The 23583-nt window shown below is 35.0% G+C and carries 7 protein-coding genes; all 7 read left to right on the top strand.

Annotated elements, in window-relative coordinates:
- The first annotated feature begins 104 nt into the window (after positions 1 to 104).
- The 7 genes from NJT12_RS14930 (at position 105) to NJT12_RS14900 (ending at position 23411) form a co-directional block, all read left to right on the top strand.
- Positions 105 to 16463 carry a T9SS type B sorting domain-containing protein gene (locus NJT12_RS14930; protein ID WP_271336714.1) on the top strand — a complete coding sequence of 5453 codons (16359 nt, stop codon included), beginning with the start codon at positions 105 to 107 and terminating at the stop codon, positions 16461 to 16463.
- 44 nt (positions 16464 to 16507) lie between these two features.
- The gene (locus tag NJT12_RS14925; protein WP_271336713.1) at positions 16508 to 17482 is read left to right on the top strand and encodes a PorP/SprF family type IX secretion system membrane protein; all 975 of its coding nucleotides are present in this window, start codon (positions 16508 to 16510) and stop codon (positions 17480 to 17482) included.
- 159 nt (positions 17483 to 17641) lie between these two features.
- A complete protein-coding gene (locus NJT12_RS14920; protein ID WP_271336712.1) occupies positions 17642 to 18829 on the top strand; it encodes a phosphoglycerate kinase in 1188 nt (395 codons plus the stop codon).
- Positions 18830 to 18939: 110 nt separating this feature from the next.
- Positions 18940 to 20778: a LysM peptidoglycan-binding domain-containing protein gene (locus NJT12_RS14915; RefSeq protein ID WP_271336711.1), complete on the top strand. Its 1839-nt coding sequence runs from the start codon at positions 18940 to 18942 to the stop codon at positions 20776 to 20778.
- A gap of 46 nt (positions 20779 to 20824) precedes the next feature.
- Positions 20825 to 21793 (top strand): DUF4837 family protein, encoded by a 969-nt coding sequence (locus NJT12_RS14910; protein ID WP_271336709.1) that lies wholly within the window; start codon positions 20825 to 20827, stop codon positions 21791 to 21793.
- A gap of 130 nt (positions 21794 to 21923) precedes the next feature.
- Positions 21924 to 22370, top strand: a complete 447-nt coding sequence (locus tag NJT12_RS14905; protein ID WP_271336708.1) for a GNAT family N-acetyltransferase — start codon at positions 21924 to 21926, stop codon at positions 22368 to 22370.
- Between the two features lie 138 nt (positions 22371 to 22508).
- On the top strand, positions 22509 to 23411 hold the full coding sequence (locus NJT12_RS14900) for an alpha/beta hydrolase family protein (protein WP_271336706.1): 903 nt from the start codon (positions 22509 to 22511) through the stop codon (positions 23409 to 23411).
- Positions 23412 to 23583 lie beyond the last annotated feature (172 nt).

Genomic DNA, 23583 nt, shown 5'->3' with positions numbered 1-23583 from the left:
CCTTCTTTTTTAAGAAGGATCTAATAATAAATGTTAAAGAATACTAATTGTTTTATTCACTAACGCCCCTTAGTAAATAAGATGTAAGTAAACAAAAAAAGATTATGAAAAAACCTACTATTTTAAGAATGCTGATTTTTGTTTTAGCCATGTTGTTCAATTTTGCTTCCTACTCGCAAAACGGAATCGCATATAACTCCAAGTTTCCCAAAAACTTGAATGAGAATATATTCTTAAAAGCAAATAATCAGTTAGAAAATCCTTATGGTTTAGAGACCAATGTGGATCCAATTGCTGAAAAGGCAGCCGCTCCAATTATTCAGAATCCAGTGCTTAAGTATGCTCAAGGAGAGTATGCAGGAACTATTTCGATTTGTCCTAATAATGGTGATCAGCTTCCTAAATTATTTTTATGTGGTACAAATGATCCAAGATTAATTGATACAGGTATTTCGCCTACAACGGCTACTGTTGTATGGTCGAGATTATCATCTGGATGTACTCCTTTTGCTAATGTAAATTGTGCCAATCAGTCTAGTGCATGTGGATGGCAATATTTATCAACAGGTCAAACTTTTTCTGCTAACACTGCTGGCGAGTTTAAATTAGTTATAACATATCCTGATAAAACAGTATTTACTTTTTATTTTAATGTTTATACAAGTGATATTGATCCAACAAATATCTCGAAGACTAATATTATTACGGGTGGTGCTAATAGTTGTATAATTCCTGGTACTATTACAGTTAAAGGATTTGGTACAGGATATGAATATGCGATAGATCCGGGTACCAATACACCTACAACAGGATGGCAGGATAGCAGTATTTTTTCGAATATTACAGCTGCAAAAACATACAATGTTTTTATAAGATTAAAAAACGTACCAGGAACTTGTGTTTTTAAAGTCAAGAATGTTGCTATTACTTCGGCAGGCGTTTCTGTTTCAACTAATATAACACATCCAAAATGTGATACTGATAAAGGAAGTATCCTTGCAAGAACATCAGATCTTGGGCTTAAATATTATTACAGACTTTATAGAGGTAATACTTTACAAACACAAGTTGGACCAATATCAGCTCCTGAATATCCTTTTAATAATTTAGATCCTGCAAACGATTACAGAGTAGAAGTTGCCATAAACAATACTCCTTGTGCTCCGTTTAATTCAACAGGGGCTAATCTTAAAATAAATCCTGCACCATCTAAATTGTTGGTGACCTTAACAGATCCTACTAATTCGTCAGGTTGCGATACTCCAAATATTCAGATTAATGCATCTGGAGGAACAGCTGCCTACAAATATTATGTAAGTATAAACGGTGGTGATTTTGTTCTTAATGGCTCTAATATTGTTACAGTAACAACGACTGGAAAATATGATATTCGTGTAGAAGATTTTAATGGCTGTCTAGCTACTGCTTCGACTACCAGAAACAATATCACAAAACCGGATTATACAGTTACACCTTCAAACCCTAATTGTAATACAACAACAGGTACCATTAAGGTAACTGTAAACAAGGCGAACGGTTATTCAATGGGGTACAGTTTAAATGGAGCTGCATATACTTCTGGTACAACAGGAGTTACTTATAATAATCTTGCTCCTGGTTCTTATACTGTTAAAGTTAGATATAGATTAACAAATAATGCAAGTTGGTGTGAAGATACTAATGTGGTAACCATTTTAGATGCGCCTAATGCTCTAACAGCATCTGCTGGTGTTGCTAAATTATCTGGTTGTGGTGTACCCAATAAAACAGATGGATTGGTTAGAATTACAAATCCTTCAGGGGGAACACCTCCATATACATATAGTTTTGATGGTGGAAAGAACTACATTACATCAAACGAAGCCTACAAAGCTCCTAATCCGGGTAATCCATATACGTTATATATAAAAGATTCTTCACTTCCTACTCCTTGTATTTATCCGATGCCAGGTATTATTATAGATCCTAAACCTGCTGATCCAGAGGTGAGATATAGTGAGTTAGTATATAGCTGTGATGGTACTGCTACAATGACAGCAACAGCTACTAATCCGGGGGGGGTTAATTATACCTATACCTATTTATTAGATGATATAGAGAATACCAACATTCCTTCTAATGTTTTTACCAATATTAAAAGTGGTAAACATGTAATAAAAGTAATTTATAATTTACAAAAGGTATCTACATACAGTAATTTATTGACAGAAGATTTCGGAAGAGGAAATCCAACAACATCTCCGGGAATTAATCCTGCATATTGCTTCGAAAACCAAGCTGGTAATCATCCTGCGAATTATCCTTGTAACAAGGACAGAGAGATTAATGATGGTGAGTATGCAGTAACAAATAGAATTAACCCAAGATTTGGTAGTTGGTTAGATATGAGAGACCATACTAGTGGAGGTAGTGATTCTCAAGGAAGATTTTTAGCAATTAATATCGGTGGAGTAGCAGGTATTGGGGGTATTATTTATAGAAAACCTATTTATGATGTAATTCCAAATCAGGATGTGAAAATTTCATTTTGGGTAGCCAATTTAATTAATAATCTTCCTGCAAACTCCGGGAATGATGATCCTAATATTACCATTCAGTTAATTGCAGATTATGGATTGCCTACTCAAACTTTAGTAGCTTCGCAGGAAACAGGAGTTGTACCCAAAAGTAATAAGTGGGAAAACTACAATATGAATTTAAATCCTGGAGCCTATACTACTTTAGATTTTGTGGTGAGATCTTACAGTGCTGTTGATTTTGGTAATGACTTAACTTTAGACGATATTACGGTTTATCAAATTCCTGAATCTTGTGGAAGTGTTTTTAAAAACGAATTTGAAGTACCTGAAAATAAAGAATTTACTGGTGAAGTAAAGAAAATTAGCGATGTTGTCTGTAATGGAGACAGCAGCGGTAAATTTGAAATATATGCTTATAATTTTAATACAACTAACGGATTCGATTATACAATAGACGGTACTAACTGGTTTAATTCTAAAGTTTCGCCTGTTACAGTTCCTAATAGTAATGTTCCGGGTAAATTAGTTGGTAAAACTTATGATGTTCGTGTACGTTATAGTTTAGACCAACAATCATGTAATAAATTAATTCCAACAGAAGTTACAGAACCAACAAAATTTGATGTTACTACTGAGACTTGGCCTGCAAATTGTGATGATCTTGAAGGGAAAGTTGTGCTTACACCAACGGGAGGCGTTTTGCCTTACAGCTTTAAACTTGTAAATAATGTCAACGGAAAGATGTATACTTTTTTTAAGGATCCTGTAACTGGTAAACCTACTTTAACTAATGTCCCATCAGGATCTTATATCGTTTCAGGAACTGATGGTAATTCATGTCCTTGGACACTAGGAACAGCTTTAACAGTAGGTGGATCAACAGCACCATTGGCTAAAATTGACGGAACTTCAAATCTGTGTTTCAATAAAAATACAGGAGCTACTATTACAGTTAAAATTATTGGTGGAAAAGGGAAGTTTCAATACAAGGTAAGACATGATAGAGGAGCTTATAGTAATTTAAGTGCTCCTTTTGATGGCCCAACTTTTACGTACGTTGCTCTTGCAGAAGGAAATTATGATTTTGTAATTGTAGATGCAAACGGTTGCTCGACTGAGGCAGTAAGCCAAACAATTAACCCAGTATTTGGAGCAACACCATCTATTAAAGCTACATTAAGCTGTAAGGCTGGTGCAGCTGAAGCCGCGACTATTCTGGTTACAATTAGCGGAGGTACAAGCCCATTTAATTATACGGTTACAAATAGTTTAGGAGTTCAAGTTGGAGCAGGAAATACAACAACAACGACATTTGAGTATACTACAACCATTTCAGATACTTATACTTTTGATATTGTCGATAAAAATAAATGCCCAATAAAAATTACGCAAAAAGTTAGTGACAAAATACAAGTTACGGCAGAATCTAAGCCTAATAATGCAACTTGCTTTGGAACTAAAAATGGTTCTGTTGACCTAAAAGGTTTAACAGGAGTTGCACCTTATACTTTTGAGTTTAATGGTACAGGAGGTTTCGGTGATAAAACACATTACGATGGCTTAGAAGGTTCAGTTGCAGGAATTGAATATACATTTATTGTTAAAGATGGTAATGAGTGTACTAAATCATATTCATTTAAAATTTATCAGCCGGAAGATATTTCCGGAAAAGCAGAAATAAGCACAGCATATACTTGTGATCATGCTGCTACAATTACCGTTTCAGAAGTTAAGGGAGGAACACCTCAATATAAATATACATTATTATTAGATAATGTAGCGGTTGCGGGACCACAGGATGGTTTAACTTTTAGTAATCTAAGTGTTGCAGGCGAATACAAAGTTATTATTTCAGATGCTAATGCTTGTTCAAAAACAATAACGGTTGGAACAATAAGCGCGTTGAATAAACCGGTATCAATGAAAATTGATCATTCGGCAGTTACGTGTCCAACTAATCTTTCAAAAATAACTATTACAGATGTAAAAAATGCTGCTGGGGTTATTTTGACTAGTGGTTTAGAATATAGAATGGTTTTACCAACTGCGGGTACTTTTAGCGCTAATAATACATTTACAGATCTTGCTGCAGGTGTAGAATATACTTTTGAGGTAAAAGATGCAAATAATTGTAAAGTTCAGGACAAGCATTTTGTGCCACTTCCTCAGAGTTTTACTGTAGGCAGTAAATCTACTCCTGTATCTTGTTTTACAGGTAGTACAGATGGTACAGCTACATTTGCAGTGACCGGAATTGATGCGGGTACTGATTATACTTACAAGGTTGATTTACAAGATGTAGTTACAAAAACATCAACTGGAAGTCCGTTTGATATTGTAATTACAGGTTTAGGAGCCGGTGATCATAAGATTGTGGTGACTAATTCTACAACAAATTGTCCAATTACAGAAATTGTAAAAGTACTAAATCCAACAGCTGCTTTGACTCTAAACGATCCGGATCTTACTCATGTTACCTGTAAAGATCAGGGTACAGCTGTGATTAATGCAGTAGGTGGTTGGGGTACATATACGTATACTGTAACCCGTACAGCACCACTACCGGCAGGTACACCAAAAATTCAGGTTACTAATAATAAATTCATTGATTTGGCTCCCGGAACATACAGTGTTTCAGTATCCGATTTAAGAGGTTGTGTAGTTACAAATCAAAATTTTATAATTAATGATTTTGTTAAACCATCAGCAGAAATTGATGTAACATCGAGTTATTGTGCTGGCGGTGCAGGTGCAACTTTAATAGCAACTCCAAAATTAGCACCAAAACCAAATCCTAATTATGAGTATAAACTCAATACGGGTAATTACCAGCCTTCTGGAACTTTTTCTGGATTAGTACCTGGTGATTATACGATAACAGTTAGGGATATTGTCACTGGTTGTACAGATGTTTTAGCAAAACAAACAATTGCTAAACCTTTATCAGCAACTCCAAGAATAGAGGCAGCTTTAACTTGTGATCCTACTAGTCCTGAAGCAAAAATTGAAGTTTCGATTTTTAATGGATATCCGGATTATAGCTATAAAGTTAATACTACAGGAGCTCCTTTTACAGGATCATCTACAGCTGTTGGTATTGGCCAGACTAAGTTTACTTATCCAGCTTTAGAAGGAACTTACTATTTTGAAATTACAGATAGCAAAGGTTGTACTGTAGTGGTTTCACAAAAAATAGACCCAACAGTAAAACCTGATTTTACAACAGATCTAGTAGATGTAAAATGTAAGGGCGATAATACAGGTAGTATAACGGTTTATACTACACCTGCTTTAGGAACCTATAAGTACGTATTAAATACTGTTCCGGCGACCACAGAAGTAACGCAATCAACGAACTTATTTGAAGGTTTAACTGCTGGAAAATATAGTATATATGTGATAGATGCTAAAAAATGTAAATCAGATGCTAAAGAGGTTGAGATCAAGGAACCACTATTAGGTTTAACTGTAGATCCTAAGGTTACTACTGAGTTATTGTGTGATGCCTCAAATAATGCAAAACCAGCTAAGATTACAGTTACAGTTTCAGGCGGAACACCATTTCCAGGTACTAATCCTTACAGATATAGTTACAATGGAGTTATGCCTCCGGTACTATCAAATGTTTATACTACCACTACGGCAGGTACTGTAACGGTACAGGTATTTGATGCAAGTAACTGTTCTTTGGCAGCTCCTATAGATGTCGAGATTAAAGCTTTGGATTCGCCAACAAAAATTGAATTTAAGAAACCGGCTCCAATTACTTGTGAGACAGATCATGATAAAACAAGTTTAAAAATAGATATAACGGGAGGTGTGCTTCCGCTTCAATACGAAATTACAAGCCCAATAGCATCAACTGTAACAGTATATGCTAATACGTATACATTTACTGGCTTAACACCTGGTCATTATTATTTTAAAGTTACAGATGCAAATAAATGCACAATTATTGGAGATTATGAAATTGATGACGTCGTTGGTATCGAAACAATTGGATCAATTGTAAGCAATGTAACTTGTAATGGATTAAGCAATGGTTCAATTAAATTTACAGTATCAGGAAACAGAACTGGAGGTTATACCTATACTTTAGTAGGAAGTATTTCTGGAACAATTTCTACTATACCAAGTGTGTCTGGAGATGTTATTACATACACTGGATTAAAAGGAGGAGAAAAGTATACATTTACAGTTACAAATACTGCAACAGAATGTTTTGCTACCGATTTTGTTACACTTAGTGAGCCAGTCGCTATTACAGCTTTTAAAGCAGAAGCTTCAAAGATCTATTGTTCTTATAAAAAGACAGAGATTAAAGTGAGTGCTACTGCCGTAGGATCTGTATTATATTATGCAGTTGTAAAAACAGGAGATCCAGTTCCTACATTCCCTACAGATTATCAAACTTCTGGTCTTTTTACAAAAGATACAAGTATTGATGGTATTACGTATACTGCTTATGTAGTTAATAAAGACGGAAACTGTAAACAAGATCTTCCGGTGACAGTTGATTCTGATGATGAGCCAACAATTGATGAGATAACTGTTCCACAATGTTATTCTGGAACAAATTTTACAGTAACAATTACAGGTTCTGTGTACGGAACAACAAAATTGTATGGTCTGGACGGAACTTATGATACGAATCCTGTAAAAACAATTACAGGCCCTGGGACATATACTTTAGGAATAAAAGACGATCACAATTGTGAAAAAACAACAACAATTACTGTTAATGATAAATTAACGATTGATCCTGTAATAATAAAAGACCTTACATGTCCAACAACACCTCCAACAGCTACAGCTGCACATATAACTTTGTCAGCTACAGGTGGTGACGGAACTTATTCTTACGAATACAAATTAGAAAGTACAGGGACGTATACTACTGTTCCTGCTCCAGGTAATACATTTGATCCGACAGCAAATGGTGATTATTACTTTAAGGTTACATCTGATGGCTGTTCTGCAGAAACATCTGTTCCTGTTAAAGTAACTACTCCGGTTGCGCCAGTAATTACAAGTGTAACAGAGGTACAGTCTATTAAATGTCACGGAGATGAAAATGCAGCGATCAAGATTGTTATAAACGATACTAAAGGTGTTGCTCCGTTTGTATTTAATGTAAAAAGAACCGGCCCAACGGTTTTTGATTATGGTACTCAAACTACAGATTTGTCTGCGGGTGACTATTTAATAACAGTTACAGATGGTAAAGGTTGTACAGGTACGAAGACTATCACTATCGATGATATCGCTCCAATTGCTTTTGAATTGGGTAAACTTGATATTACATGTAATAATCCAGGAGGATCCAGCCTTGGAGAAATTACGGTTAAAAATCTAACAGGTGGTACTGCACCATTCAAATATTATATTACTAATAATTTTGGAGATGTTATTGCTGGAAATCCTTACGTTGCGACTGGAAGAGAACCTCATACTTTTACGGTTATTAAATATGGTATCTATACTGTAAATGTTGTTGATGCTAATGGATGTAATTTATCACATAAGGAAACAATTGCGTCACCACCGGAAGATTTGACTATTAATGTTGCATTAACACCTTCTGATTGTGTCAATGGAGGTAGTGCAAAAATATCAGTAGTTTCACCAGTTGGTAGCCATAATTATAGATTTGGGATATTAGAATCCAATGATGCTCCATATACATCAACTTGGTATACTTCAGATGTTGGTTTTCCTGATGATAAAACTTTTACAAATTTAACCCCAGGTGTTATATATACATTTGTTGTACATGATTTGACAACTCAATGTTATTATGTTAAAGCTGCAGATGATCCAATCAAACCGGCATCACCTATGAAATCAGTTGTAACTGCATATAATGTGACTTGTAAAGGTTTAAATGATGGAAGTGTTAAGTTTTCACTTTCTGATTTTGATTCTTCAACGACGACGGTAGAGTACGCTATATTCAGTGCGTTTAATAACGTTCAGGTTTATCCTGCACCAGTGCTTCCGGTTGATCCTACAACGCTTCCTTTGTCTGTATCTGTGCCAATTGCTGCACCTGGAACAATTACGCTTCCTTCACCAGGACTTTTATCACCAGGAACTTATTATATTAAGTTTATAGAAAAGGGAACTGGTTCTTTTAATGGCTGTAAATCTGCTTCTGCTACTTTTGAAATTAAAGAATCATCAGTAGAATTATCCGTTAAGGCTTCAGTACTTAAAAATGAAAACTGTAATACATTAGGTTCTATTATTGCCGAGGCTAAAGATGGTACGGCCCCATATTCTTATTTTGCAAGTACATCTGCAACTACACCATTGCCTGCAGATACAGGATGGCAATCAAGTGGTACATTTGATAAAGTGGCAGGAACTTATTATATTTTTGCTAAAGATGCCAATGGTTGTATAAAACCTGCAACCACAACAGTTAATTTAGTAAAAGATCCGGATCCGGTATTTGATTTGGCTGTGGTAGATAAATGTGCTGCCAATGGTGCATTTACTGTAAATGTTACAGTAACAGATCCAACTCCTACTATGGCTCCATATTCTGTAAGCGTAAACGGAGGAAACTTTAAAAGCTTTACAGATACTTATGCTGCAACAGGTCTTAATTCAGGATTACAAACCATCATTGTTCAAAATAAAAATGGTTGCCCTGTAACGCATAAAATTACAATTAACCCAACACCAAGTGCTAAAGCAGAGATAAAAAAAGTAATTTCTTGCCCAACAGACGGGTTAACAGTTGAGAATGCTGAAATTGAAGTGACAATAACAGGGGGTACAGGTGATTTTGAATATGTATATAAAAAAGATACAGGTTCATACCCAACAACTTATATATCTGTAGGGGTTGGTCAAACATCTTTTATTCATACGGTTACTTCGGCAAATTCGGGAACATATACTTTCAAAATTAAGGATGCAAATGGTTGTATTACAGAAACTAACCCTGTAGTTATTGAGCCTAATGTTCCTATCGTCGAAACAGTTAAGCCAATTATGCCGTTATGTATTGGCGGAACAGGTACGATTGAATTATCGGCAGTTGGAGGAAAAGGCGCTTATACTTATACACTTGAACGTACCTTGCCAATACCAGCTCCTGCAGTAACAAAATCAACAGGCTTGTTTACAGGATTAGCTGCTGGAGAATTTATCTATACGATAAAAGATGCATTAGGATGTGAAGTTACTGGTCCTGTAGTTTTGGATGAACCAGAACTATTAAAATTAGAGCCGGCAAAAATAACACAATTTGCATGTGGTGCTGGAAATGCAGCACAACCTGCAAAAGTAGAGCTATCTGCAACAGGTGGTACAGGAGTATATGAATATAGTTTTGACGGTAGTGATTTCGATTTAAAAAACATTTATACCGTTAATGCAGCAGATGCAGATAGAAATATTCCTTATGCAGTTAGAGATGCTAATGGTTGTATAGATGCAATAGGATCAGTTTTGATACCTAAATTGGTGAAACCATCTAATTTTGATATTACACCATCAGGACCAATAACATGTGACGTTTCAAAAATTATTTTAAAAATTGAAAATGTAACAGGTAGAACAGGAGCAACATATAGTTACGCTACTATTGCACCATCTCCAATTATAACTACCAGTACTACAGGATCATTCCCTGATTTAACACCGGGAACCTATATGTTCCGAGTTACAGATATAGCTACAGGATGTAATAAGGATTTAGAATACACAATTGATGATGTTATTAAAATTAATATTGAGGGACAATCTTTAACAGATATTACTTGTTTTGGTACAGATAATGGAAAAGCAAGTTTCTTGGTAACAGGTTTTGGTACGGCCACTTATACGTATAAACTTGATACGGATCCTGCTGTTACAGGACCTACAGATGGTAAAATCGAATTAACAAATCTGACTCCTGGAGATCATAGAATTACGGTTCTTGATAATGCAACGAATTGCTCGATGTTTATTGATTTCAATATTGCAACCCCAACAGAGCTTTTAGTGATTGATAAGAAAGTGACACCATTAGGTTGTACAACAGATGGAAAAGTTGTTATTACAGCTGACAAAGGATGGGGAAGTTATTTATTTACCCTAACAGATCCAGATGGAACAATTTTGCCTACTAAGACTGATGGTATTTTTGGAGGTCTTAAAAAAGTGGGTGTTTACAATTTTTCTGTAAAAGATGCTAAAGGTTGTACATTAACAGATACATTCGAATTATTTACTCCAAAAGAACCGGTAGCTACAATAGCTGCTTCATCTCTTTATTGCTATACTGGCACAGGTGTTGGTAAAGGGGCGACGATAGTGGTTAATGCAACTACTCCGGGTACTCCAGCATATACACCTGTTTACGAATATAGTATTGATAATGGCGAAACTTGGCAAGGAAATACTTTTACTGATGTTGGACCTGGTGACTACGATGTTACAGTTAGAGATCAATTTGGTTGTAAAGCTATTGTATCGGTACCAGTTAAAATTAACGGTCAGCTATTTGCTTCATCAACAATTCAAAAAGAACTTTATTGTACAGTTAATACTGACGGTATAATTAGATTAGAAGCAGTAGGCGGTTATCCTGCTTATAGTTATACAGTTACTAAAGACACAGGATTACCAGCTGGTCCATTTCTATTTACTGATCCTGGTTTTACAGATTATGTAGTTACGGCTTCTGGATTTTATAAATTTACGATTACGGATACAAAAGGATGTTCTTATGATATTCCTGCGATAGAAATGACTGCTCCAAAAGCGATCGATTTTACTGCAGTACCAACTTCACCATATTGTGTTGCAACACCTGCACAAGGTGATTCATCTAATGGTCAGATTTTGGTAACATTAACGGGAGTTACAGATAATCCACCGTATACTTACACACTTACCAGAACTGCACCTACAGCAGGAACTGTTGCTGTGAAGACTGATTCAGGTTTATTTACAGGATTAATTGCAGGTACATATGAAGTTACAGTAGAGTCTGAAAAAGATTGTCCTTCAACTACTCCTAATATAGTTATAGCAGCTCCAATTGCTGTAGTAGCTAAAGCAGAAGCAGCTAAATTCGAATGTACGCAACCTGCCAATGCAATTAAAAGAACCATTGTTACCGTAACTGGTGAAGGAGGAACTGGTTCAGGTACAGGCGCAGTTAGTGATTATACGTATAGCGACGGAAGTGGTTGGTATACTAGTAATGAGTTTACAGTAGATGCTCCAATAGCACCACAGACATTCACTTATTCTGTTAAAGATAAAAACGGCTGTGTTGACGATGTGCAAATTATTATCAATCCGTTCCCGGTATTAAAGTCGGCAAAAGCAGCTTTATTAATTGCTGCAGATTGTCCTAACTTAGGAATAGAAACTATTAAGGTTGATATTGTGGGTGGAACTGGTGCTTTTGAGTATCAGGTTGCTATCGACGGAGGTTTATATAGTACACCGGCAACCTCAATAACGGCTGGAGATACATTTAATTATCCAGCTCCGGCAGGACATACGTACCAATTTAAAATTACAGATGTCAATACATTGTGTACCATACTTACAAATACTCATGAGGTACCTTTGTACAACATCATGAAAGTATTCGCTACTGCATCTTCACAGGTGACTTGTAACGGACTAAGTGATGGAAAAATCACAATTAACATTGAAGATTATACAGGTAACTATAACTACGATGTTCTTCTTGGAGGAGTTTCTGTAGCAAACGGAACTGGAATAAATGCAACAACGAATAATCCATATATTATTACGGGATTAGCTGCAGGATTAAATTATATAGTAAAAGTGACTCAGACAGATTATCCATCATGTGATGTTGAGTCAAATCCGGTTACTATTACTCAACCAGCGATACTTGATATTAATGGTGTTGATATTAAACCTGTAAATCAGAATTGTCACAATAAAGGAACTATTACAGTAGATCCGGCTTCTATTGTGGGAGGGACTCGTCCATATCAGTTTGCCATTTTACCTTTAGGACAAATTGTTACAGATGGCGATTATTCTGGAGTAGCAATCAAAGAAGTGGTAACTAATAAAATATTTCCTCTTTTCGATACATGGGTAGTGTATGTAAAAGATGCTAATGGTTGTCCGCAGTCTAAACAAGTAAATATATCATTAGATCCTTTGCCAATAATTAGAAATGTAAAAGTGTTGAGTCAATGTCCTGCTGATAACAAGTACGAAATTGAAGTTACTGCAGAAGGATTAGCGAAATTACAATATAGTTTAGATGGCGTAAATTATCAAGATAGCAATATCCTGAAGGTAAGTACTCCTGGAGATTATCAAGTGTGGGTATGGGATAAAAACCAATGCCCGGTTACAGCACCTGCATCGGTTACGGTTTTAAAGCCATTGACATTGCGTGCAGAGGTTCAATTGCCAATATGTAAAAATGCCGATGGGAAAATTACTTTATTCGCAGAGGGAGGAACAGTTTCTACCCCTAGCAGTTATGTTTATACTAAAAATGGTGGACCCCAAACAGTAGACAATGTGTTTACAGATTTAGCTGCGGGAGTTTATTTCTTTAAAGTAATTGATATTGTTACAGGATGTGAGAAAGAAATTAGAGAAGAAATCACATTAGCAACAGATATTATAGGTATGAAGTTAACAGCTAGAAAAACTTCATGTAATACTTATGAAGATGGTAGTATTTTGGTAAGCCTTCCGGCTACTAATGATAATCCGCCATACACGTATAGTATATCAGGTATGGGTATTACTCCTATAATTGATCAAACTTCTGCTGAATTTAATGACTTACGTTCCGGTACTTATAGAGTAACAGTAAAATCAGGAAGAGGTTGCGAATTTAGTGATGATATTTTTGTACCTGAGCCAGATGCTATTGTTGTAACGGCAAGTAATACTCAATTTGCTTGTACAACAGGAAACACTCCAAATAAAGCTGTAATTACAGTTGATAAAGTAGAAGGTGGTTCAATGGATTTTGTGAGATATCAATTCATAAGAAATGGTGTTCCAGTTCAAAACGGACCATTAAAAACATATACTCAAACAGATTATTTACGTGGTGATTATGTAGTAAATGTGTATGATAGTAATAATTGTTTAGGAGTTACAACAGTGCCTTTAACGGTATCACCTTTTGCTACTCTAGATGATCTTAGCTTTGTTGTTGTTACACCAATTACATGTGCACATCCAGAGACACTTCAAGTTAATGTTGGTACTACTGGAACATTCACTGGTCCTTTGAAGTACACACTTACAGGAGACAATATTCCTGTGCCACTTGTTAATAGCGATGGACTATTCGCAGGATTAGAAATAGGTAATTACCTGATTACAGTAGAAAGTCCAACAGGATGTGTTATTAGTAATTATCACAATGTATTTAACCCAAATACATTTAGAATACAGGCAGTTGCAACAAATGGTCAAATTTGTTATGGAGCTACTAACGGAAAAGTAGATTTAACATTTATTGATGATCAACCTACTCCATCAAATGATGCAAGCGCATTTAACTACACTATTGATAGTGTTGATGGTGGTACTTATCATAAGACAGGAACAACACTTGATGCAGGTCCGTTTACAATTTCTGGTCTTGCGGCAGGTCAATACAAAGTCGTAGCCACAATGGTTAATCCAATAGGATGTACTGTAGAAACTGTCTTTGTAATCGAACAACCTATAGCAGCCTTAGAGCTTACTGTAGAACATACTGAGATTACTTGTGCAGCGGGAGATAGTGATGGTACTATTACAGCAAGTGCTAATGGTGGATGGATTGGAGATTACCAATTCGAATTAGTAGGACCGGTAAATAGTGCTTATTCTGATAAGTTTTATTTTGATAAATTACCAAAAGGTGATTACACCATTAATGTTAGAGATATTAAAGGATGTATTGATACAAAAGTTGTAAAATTAGACTTGCCAACTCCAATAAAATTTACTGCGGCAGCTAATGCAAGTGTACTAACTTGTTTTGGTGGTAAAGATGGTATTATTACTGTTTCTGCTCCTACAGGTGGTCAGGGAAGTAATTATAACTATACTTTAAGTTATGTCTTTAACGGAGAAGTGGTTTCCTGGGGACCTCAAACCACGAATACTTTCACTGGTTTAGGTTCAGGTGTCTACACTGTAACCGTTAGAGATGGATTTACTTGTGAAAAAGCTTCTACGGCAATAACTATTGCTGACCCTGCTATCGTACAACCAAGTTTAGTATTGGCAACAGGAATTACGTGTCTGACTGATGCCAGACTTACATTGTCTGCAACAGGCGGTACAGCTCCTTATACCTATAGTGAAGATGGTATTAATGATTTAGGCAGTTTTAGTTCTTCGGTTACTTTCTCTGTGAATATAGGAAGACACCGTTATTTTGTAAAAGATAAATTAGGTTGTGTGAGCATCCTTTCTAATGAGGTACCAGTTGAAGCTCTTGAGCCTTTAGCGATTGAATTAGATTCAACAAGTCCAACAGTTAATTGTAAAGGTGAGAGTACTGCAATAATTGTAGCAAAAGCAACAGGTGGTTTAGGTAATTACCAATATTCATTATTAAATGGTGCAGGTGTAGAAATCAGACCTGATCAGAATGATGGTATTTTTGCAGATCTTAACGTAGCAAATGGTCCATATACGGTTCATGTGAAAAGTGGAGATTGTAAAGCAGATTCGGTTATAATAATAGTAACAGAACCTCAGAATCCTTTGGTGTCTAGTTATGATGTAATACCTGTTAAATGTTTTGCTGATAAAAATGGCGCAATTAACGTTACTGCTTCTGGTGGTACAGGAGTAATTAAATATGCAATTTCTCCACACCTAGATCAGCTTGTAGAAACTGGAAACTTCGATCGTTTAGAGGCAGGAACGTATACTGTACTTGTTCAGGATGTATTAGGATGTAACAATGTTTATGTTATTGAAGTTAAAGAGCCAGCTCCTTTAATTGCTTCTGAAATTCCAAACACAATGTTACCTGAAATTTGTAAAGGTGATAAAGATGGAGCATTTAGTATCCAGATAAAAGGTGGAGTCGCTCCTTATTTTGAAAGTCTTGATAATGACAAAGGACCATTTATACCGGTAACAGGTCTTACTAAAGATTATATCAATCAAGTAGGAGGTATACATAATGTTTTCATCAAAGATAGCAACGGATGTATTAGTAAGGTTGAAATCAGAATGCCTGAGGCAGTAATCCTCGACCCAACTTACGATATCAATTACGATTGTGTCAACAATGCACAGACAAACATGGTAACCATTACAGTTGATAAGAGCAATACAGATCTATCAGAAATATATTATTCACTTGATAGTGATGTAGGTCCGGGTCAGCCAGGTAACATCTTTACAAATGTTGCTCCGGGAAGACACTATATTGTAGCAATACATTCAAATGGTTGTAAAGTACCAACGGCTAGTTTCGACATCAAAGCATATGATCCGTTGACACTTGCAGTGTCTGGAGGAAAACCAGAAATGAATATCATTTCAGTTACTGCTGCCGGTGGAGCTCCTGCTTATGAATACAGCTTCAACGGAGAACCGTTTACCTCTTCAAACAGATACAAAATCTACAAATCTGGAGATTATGTGGTTGTAGTAAGAGACAAAAACGGTTGTACAGTGACAATAACAGTTCCTGCAATTTATGTTGATGTTTGTCTTGATAATTACTTTACTCCAGCCGGTGTTACCAATACCACATGGGGTCCTGGTTGTACGAATATTTACAACAACCTTGAGTTCTCAATCTTTGACAGATACGGTCGTGTAATTGTTAAGTACCACTACGGTCAAAAATGGGATGGTAGATACAATGGTGCTGATTTACCTTCAGGAGATTACTGGTATGTTCTTAAATTGAATGACCCGAAAGATGACAGAGAGTTTGTAGGACATTTCACTTTATACAGATAACAAAATAAGAGCCCCTGATGATGTTATCTAAAAAATTAATTACAATGAAAAAGTTTATTTTATCTTTAGTACTCATGGCTGTAACAACAAGTTACAGCCAAGAGTTAAACCTACCAGTTTTTACGCAATATTTAGCAGACAATCCTTTTGTTATTTCGCCCGCTTTTGCCGGTATTGGAGATAACCTTAGAATTAGAGCCAACGGTCTTACACAATGGGTGGGTATTAAAGATGCACCGGATAACCAATCGCTTTATGCAGATTTTAGAGTTCTGGATCGTTCCGGAGTAGGTATTTCACTTTATAATGACAGAAATGGTTATACGCGTCAAACAGGAGCAAAAGTTTCTTTCGCCCATCATATTATTTTAGATTATTATTCAAAGCAATATTTATCATTCGGAATTTCGTATAACTTTAATACTTTCCGAATTAATACGAATGAGTTTGATACTACAATAGAACATCCCGTTATAGATCCTTCCGTAACAGATAATCGTTATAATGCAAACAACAACTTCGATGTCAGTCTTTTGTATCGTAACAAAGGATTTTATGCCAGTTTGAATGTCAATAATATACTAAAGAAAAATACCGATAAATACAGAGGAGTTGAGCCTAACCTGCTTTCGAACTATCAAGTGTATACTGGTTATGTTTTTAAAGACGGAGAAAACAGCCGTATCGAATACGAACCATCAGTTTACTACCAGTATTTTGCAAGTGACGGACGTTCTACAACCGATTTCAACTTCAAATACAGACGTTACAACCGTTACGAAGACTATTATTGGGTAGGAGTTTCATACCGTTTCCTAAACGATCAGTTCCCAAAACCTTTATCAGTAGGGCCAATGGTAGGTTTCATGAAATCTAAATTTTATTTTGGATATTCGTATCAGGTAATGTTCAACCAGCTCGGAAACTATAACACAGGAACACACTCCATAACAATAGGTTTCGATTTCTTACAGGCAATTAGTAACTGTCCTTGTACACAAAGTCCGATTCGTGATTAATTAAGCTTTTTAAGCGTATTTAATATATAATTTGTTTTTTTTTATCATTTACATCGTTTTCGTTGTTATAGGTAGGTTATTTTTATTATTTATCAAATTTATTAGTACTTTAAAAGTTATATCTTTGTTTTTCTTTCAAAAAAACTAAAAAATTATCTAATGAAAACTTTAAACGATTTCGATTTTAAAAATAAAAAAGCAATTATCCGTGTTGACTTTAATGTACCACTGGATGAAAATTTTAATGTAACTGATGCTACACGTATCGAAGCTGCAAAACCAACTATTGATGCTATTTTAGCACAAGGCGGAAGTGTAATTTTGATGTCGCATTTAGGAAGACCAAAAGGTGTTGAAGAAAAATATTCTTTGAAACATATTTTGAAAACAGCTTCTGAAATTTTAGGAGTTGAGGTTAAGTTTGCCGAAAACTGTGTTGGGGAAGTAGCTCAGACTGCAGCCAAAGATTTAAAACCAGGAGAAGTTTTATTGCTTGAAAATTTACGTTTTCACGCAGAAGAAGAAGCTGGAGATGTTGCTTTTGCAAAAGAATTGGCATCACTAGGAGACATCTATGTAAATGATGCTTTTGGAACTGCACACAGAGCGCACGCTTCAACAACTATTATTGCTCAATTTTTTCCAACAGAAAAATGTTTTGGAACATTGTTAGCAAAAGAAATAGAAAGTTTAAACAAAGTACTTAAAAATAGCGAAAAACCGGTAACAGCAGTTCTTGGAGGATCTAAAGTATCTTCTAAAATCACCGTTATCGAAAATATCTTAGACAAAGTAGATCACATGATCATTGGCGGCGGAATGACTTTTACATTCATTAAAGCACAAGGTGGTAAAATTGGAGATTCTATTTGTGAAGATGACAAACAAGAATTAGCACTTGAAATTTTAAGACTAGCTAAAGAAAAAGGAGTTCAGATTCATATTCCTGTTGATGTTATTGCTGCAGATGATTTCTCAAATACAGCAAATACAAAAGTAGTAGACGTAAGAGAAATTCCTGATGGATGGCAAGGTCTTGATGCAGGTCCTAAATCTTTAGAGAACTTCAAAAAAGTAATTTTAGAGTCAAAAACTATTTTATGGAACGGTCCATTAGGAGTTTTCGAAATGGAATCATTCTCTAAAGGAACAATTGCTTTAGGAGATTATATCGCTGAAGCTACAGAAAAAGGAGCATTTTCATTAGTAGGTGGTGGAGATTCAGTTGCTGCAGTAAAACAATTCGGATTCGAAGATAAAATGAGTTATGTATCCACTGGTGGTGGGGCTATGCTTGAAATGTTAGAAGGAAAAGTTTTGCCTGGAATCGCTGCGATTTTGGACTAAATTATCACAATTAACATTTTTTTAGATAGTTTACATGCATAAACTGGTTAAGTTTGCAAAAGTAAGGTTTCTGTAATGCTTTGAATTATAGAATTTTAAAAAAATGTTATATGATTGTAAAAAAAATATCAATAGTAGTTTCGGTGTTTTTTTCTATGTCAATTTTTGCGCAGGATGTTGCAAAAACAGATATTGAAATTAAGCCAATTGTAAAGATATCCTATTTAGATTCTGTTAAGAACTCATTCAAAAAAGACGAAATGGCAACCAGGGTTGACAGTCTTTGGATGAATGAATTAGTAAGTTTAGATATTTATGATGACTTAACAAAAGACATTCAAACCATCAACACAGATGTTACAGTTGATGAAGAATTGCCAACAGAATTGTTGAAACAGCGTTTGAAGGCAATGAATGGCAAATCACCATTTAATATTGAATACAATCAAGGTTTAGAAAATATAATAAAGTCATTTCTTAAGAATCGTAAAAAATCGTTTTCCCGATTAATGGCTTTATCAGAATATTATTTCCCGATTTTTGAAGATGCTTTTGCCAGACAGAACGTACCTTTAGAAATTAAATATTTAGCCGTTGTAGAATCTGCTTTAAATCCTAAAGCAGTTTCTAAAATGGGCGCCACCGGAATTTGGCAATTCATGTACGGAACAGGTAAACAATATGCCCTGAAAATAGATTCGTACATTGATGAACGCAGCGATCCTCTTAAAGCTACAGCCGCAGCATCTGAATACATGACAAAAATGTATAACATTTTTGGAGATTGGGAGCTTGTTCTCGCTTCATACAATTCAGGACCCGGAAATGTTACCAAAGCAATTCGTCGTTCCGGAGGAAAAACAAGTTACTGGGACATTCGTAACCATCTTCCAAAAGAAACCCAAGGTTATGTTCCTGCTTTTCTAGCTACAATGTATCTTTTTGAATACCATAAAGAACACGGAATCAATCCGCAGAGAGCCGTAGTTAAAAACTTTGAAACAGATACAGTTCAGATTAAAAATCAAATGTCATTCAAACAAATTGCAGATTTGTTAGACATGCCACAATCTCAGATACAACTTTTAAATCCTTCGTATAAATTAAATGTAGTACCATTTTATCAGGGAGAACCGCATTATTTGCGTTTACCCAAAGATAAAATTGCAACGTTTGTTTCCAATGAGGATAAAATTTACGACTACGTAGCCTATCAATCACAAAATAAAACGTTACCGGCTCAATTGGCTTTAAAAGTTGCCCCTAAAGCACATGCAAGACCAGAGAGAACAATCGATACAGATTTAAAATGGTACAAAGTTAGAAAAGGTGATAATTTAGGTACCATCGCAGCAAAGTATAATGTGAATATTATCGATTTGAAAAAATGGAATAACCTTAAAACAAATGCCGTTGCACTTGGAAGAAGCCTAAAGATTAAATCAGATATTGATGCAGTTGTTAAAAATCCAAAAGAGATAAAAGCAACACTTGCAATCGAGAAAAAATCAGAAGAAGCAATTGCTGCAGTTGATGATAAAGACAAAAACAATACACACTCGCAAGAATATGTTGTTGCGGCCGGAGATAATTTAGGAAGCATTGCTAAAAAATTCGGTACGACTATTGCTGATCTAAAAGAACTAAATAGTCTGACTTCAAATAATATTGGTTTAGGTAAAACATTGGTAGTTGCCAAAGCAGTTCCTGAAATTATTGAAGAAAGTGCAGTAACTACTGCAATAGCTTCCAGTTCTTCGATTGATTCATTCAGGAAAAAAGCGACTTCAGCCAAAGACCTTGCAGAAGATTATTACGTTAAAAAAGGAGATTCGTTGTATAGTATTTCTAAAAAATATCCTGGAGTTACCATTTCAGATATTAAAAAATGGAATAATATTAAAGACGGAGAAATTAAACCAGGAATGAAACTTAAAATAAACGGATAATAAAAAATCTTACATAAATTTGGGTTTTATTTCATAAATTAAGAAAATGAATAAAACCCATTTTTTATTGCTGTTAATTCCGTTTATGCTCATTTCGTGTTTCAGGAACGAAAAGCAATCCCAGCCAGTATCCGGCAAAACCAACTCGATCTCTATCATTATAGACGATCAATTGTGGTATGGAGAAGTAGGCGATAGTATCCGAAATAAATTTGCTTCACCAGTTCTGGGACTCACCCAGGAAGAACCATTATTTACCATAAATCAATATCCGGCCCGTTTACTCGAAGGTTTCGTAACCGATAGCCGAAGCATTATAGTAGTTAAAAAAGCCAATACAGATAAATTCGAAATCACCCACAGTAAATCATTACCACACAATACATTTCGTATCTACGGTAAATCTGTCGATGATATTATTTGCAGCATCGAACTAAACTCTGCGCAAATAATCAAAATGATTCGTGACGCAGAGATTCAAAAAGTCCAGGAAGACAATAGCAAATCGCTATTAAACCCTACGATCATAAAAAACAAATTCCATATCGACATCCAGATTCCAACAGGGTACGAATACATGTTGCATAAAAAGAACTTCATCTGGTTAAAAAAAGATATAATCAGTGGCAATACAAGTTTACTTATTTACCAGATACCCTTACGTAATTTTAAAAAGAGCTCAAATGTTGTTGGTAATATTATCAAAATGCGTGATTCTGTGGGAAGTTATATCAAAGGACGTGAACCAAACACCAAAATGATTACCGGTGAAGCTTATGCGCCTTATTTTTCGACCATTACTTTAGATGAAAAAAAAGCATATGAAACCAGAGGAAACTGGGAGTTAAAAAATGATTTTATGTCTGGTCCATTTATCAATTATGCAATTGTAGACGAAAAATACAATCGAATTTTAGTTATCGAAGGATTTTGTTATTCCCCCTCCAATCAGGAAAGAGACTTAATGTTCGATCTGGAAGCCATTATAAAATCAGTCAAAATCGATAAACGATAAAATTCTAAGTGGCTTAAACTCATTTTGAAATAGAGAATAGAGAATAGAGTAAAGAGAAAAGAGAATAGAAAATAGAAGATGGAGAATAGAAGATAGAGAATAGAAATAAAAAATAAGGAATAAACAGAGAATGGAATTAAAATGGAAAATAAAGCCGTTTGAGGCATTAACGGTTCATGAGTTGTATGATTTGCTACAATTAAGAAGTGAGATCTTTGTAGTCGAACAAAATTGCGTTTATTTAGACCTTGACGGAAAAGATAAGAAAGCATTACACCTAATTGGCGAATACGATGGTAAAACAGTTGCATATGTGCGCTTGTTCGATGCCGGAATTAGTTTTGAGAACGCTTCAATAGGCAGAGTAGTTGTCGATGCCAACTATCGCGATAGAAAATGGGGACACGATTTAATGCGCGAAGCCATTGCAGCCATAAAATCGAACTTCAATAAAGATAAAATTACCATAGGTGCCCAATTATACTTAAAGAAATTCTACGAAAGTCATGGATTTGTTCAAACCAGCGAAATGTATCTGGAGGACGATATTCCGCATATTGAGATGCAACGTAATTAGCCGCAGACGTCTTTCAATTGATTTAATTTTCTTTATTTTTTTTGAAATAATTGAATAGACATAATTAGAAAATACATTTTGTCCTTTTTCAGAATACTTTCTTTCGATTGTAAAATAGAAAATAAAAGAGCTCATAAGATGAAACATTGTTTAGTTATTTTGGTCTTATTTTTCTTAGTCACTACGAATGCTCAGTCAACAATAGAAAATAAAGACTATTCTATGACCGATAGATTCCCTTTGGAGAAATACAGTAAAATGAAAAAAGTCCAAAAGCAACTCGAAAAAGTGAACATCTATGATATAACCTATCACTCTTTTGACAAAACAAAGGTCAAAGGATTTTTATTATTGCCAAATGAAGAAGGAAAGAAGTATCCCGTAATAATCTTTAATCGAGGTGGTAATGGAAGTTTTGGAATGGTCAATGATCAGTATATTATTGCTTTTTTATCTAAAATTGCCAGTAGAGGTTTTATTATAATTGGATCACAATTAAGAGGTTCTGAGGGAAGTGAAGGCCTAGATGAATTTGGAGGCAAAGATATCGATGATGTAATGTCTTTGTTTGGTATTATCAATAACATTCAAACTGCTGACACTACTAAAATTGCTCAAATAGGTTGGAGCAGAGGTGGTATTACAAATTTTCAGTTATTGAAAAGAACAAAAAAAATCAGAACCACAATTAATATTGCGGGACCAAGTGATATACTCAAAACAAATAGAAAAGAGATGTTTGTTGTTTACCAAAATAGAGTCAGAAATTATGCTTTGGATTCCATTTATTACTCGAATAAAATATCTCCTATCTTTCAGATTGATTCTATTTTAAACAAAAAAGAAAGCTTTTTATTCATGCATGGAGATCAGGATGAGAGAGTTTCGGTTTCTGATAGCAAAGAGCTTTATAAAAAGACTAAAAGAAAAGGTTATAAATCAAAACTTATAATTTTTAAAAATTCAGAACATAGTTTATTCAACCAATTCGAAAAAGCAATAAATGATATCGTCGTTTGGCTTAATGAGCAGTTGATCTAAGAAGAAAAAAAGAGGTTAAAACCTTCATTTTTCTTCTTTTTTTTTACATCTTCAAAATCGACTTATACTCCGTCTGATTATTTAAAACATTAACAGTTTTCTTAATCTCCGAATTGTTTGTAATATAAGATTTAAACAAATCTACCATACCTCAAAAGGTGAAATAAGTTTT

Origin of the sequence: Flavobacterium azizsancarii (genome assembly GCF_027980145.1) — a bacterium.
GTDB classification, from domain to species: Bacteria; Bacteroidota; Bacteroidia; order Flavobacteriales; family Flavobacteriaceae; genus Flavobacterium; species Flavobacterium azizsancarii.
This window is presented reverse-complemented; position numbering and strand designations above follow the sequence as displayed.

What these genes read in the sequence shown, in the direction of transcription:
- NJT12_RS14930 (WP_271336714.1), top strand. Translation starts at nt 105, where the DNA reads ATGAAAAAACCTACTATTTTAAGAATGCTGATTTTTGTTTTAGCCATG.
- NJT12_RS14910 (WP_271336709.1), top strand. Translation starts at nt 20,825, where the DNA reads ATGAATAAAACCCATTTTTTATTGCTGTTAATTCCGTTTATGCTCATT.
- NJT12_RS14925 (WP_271336713.1), top strand. Translation starts at nt 16,508, where the DNA reads ATGAAAAAGTTTATTTTATCTTTAGTACTCATGGCTGTAACAACAAGT.
- NJT12_RS14900 (WP_271336706.1), top strand. Translation starts at nt 22,509, where the DNA reads ATGAAACATTGTTTAGTTATTTTGGTCTTATTTTTCTTAGTCACTACG.
- NJT12_RS14920 (WP_271336712.1), top strand. Translation starts at nt 17,642, where the DNA reads ATGAAAACTTTAAACGATTTCGATTTTAAAAATAAAAAAGCAATTATC.
- NJT12_RS14915 (WP_271336711.1), top strand. Translation starts at nt 18,940, where the DNA reads ATGATTGTAAAAAAAATATCAATAGTAGTTTCGGTGTTTTTTTCTATG.
- NJT12_RS14905 (WP_271336708.1), top strand. Translation starts at nt 21,924, where the DNA reads ATGGAATTAAAATGGAAAATAAAGCCGTTTGAGGCATTAACGGTTCAT.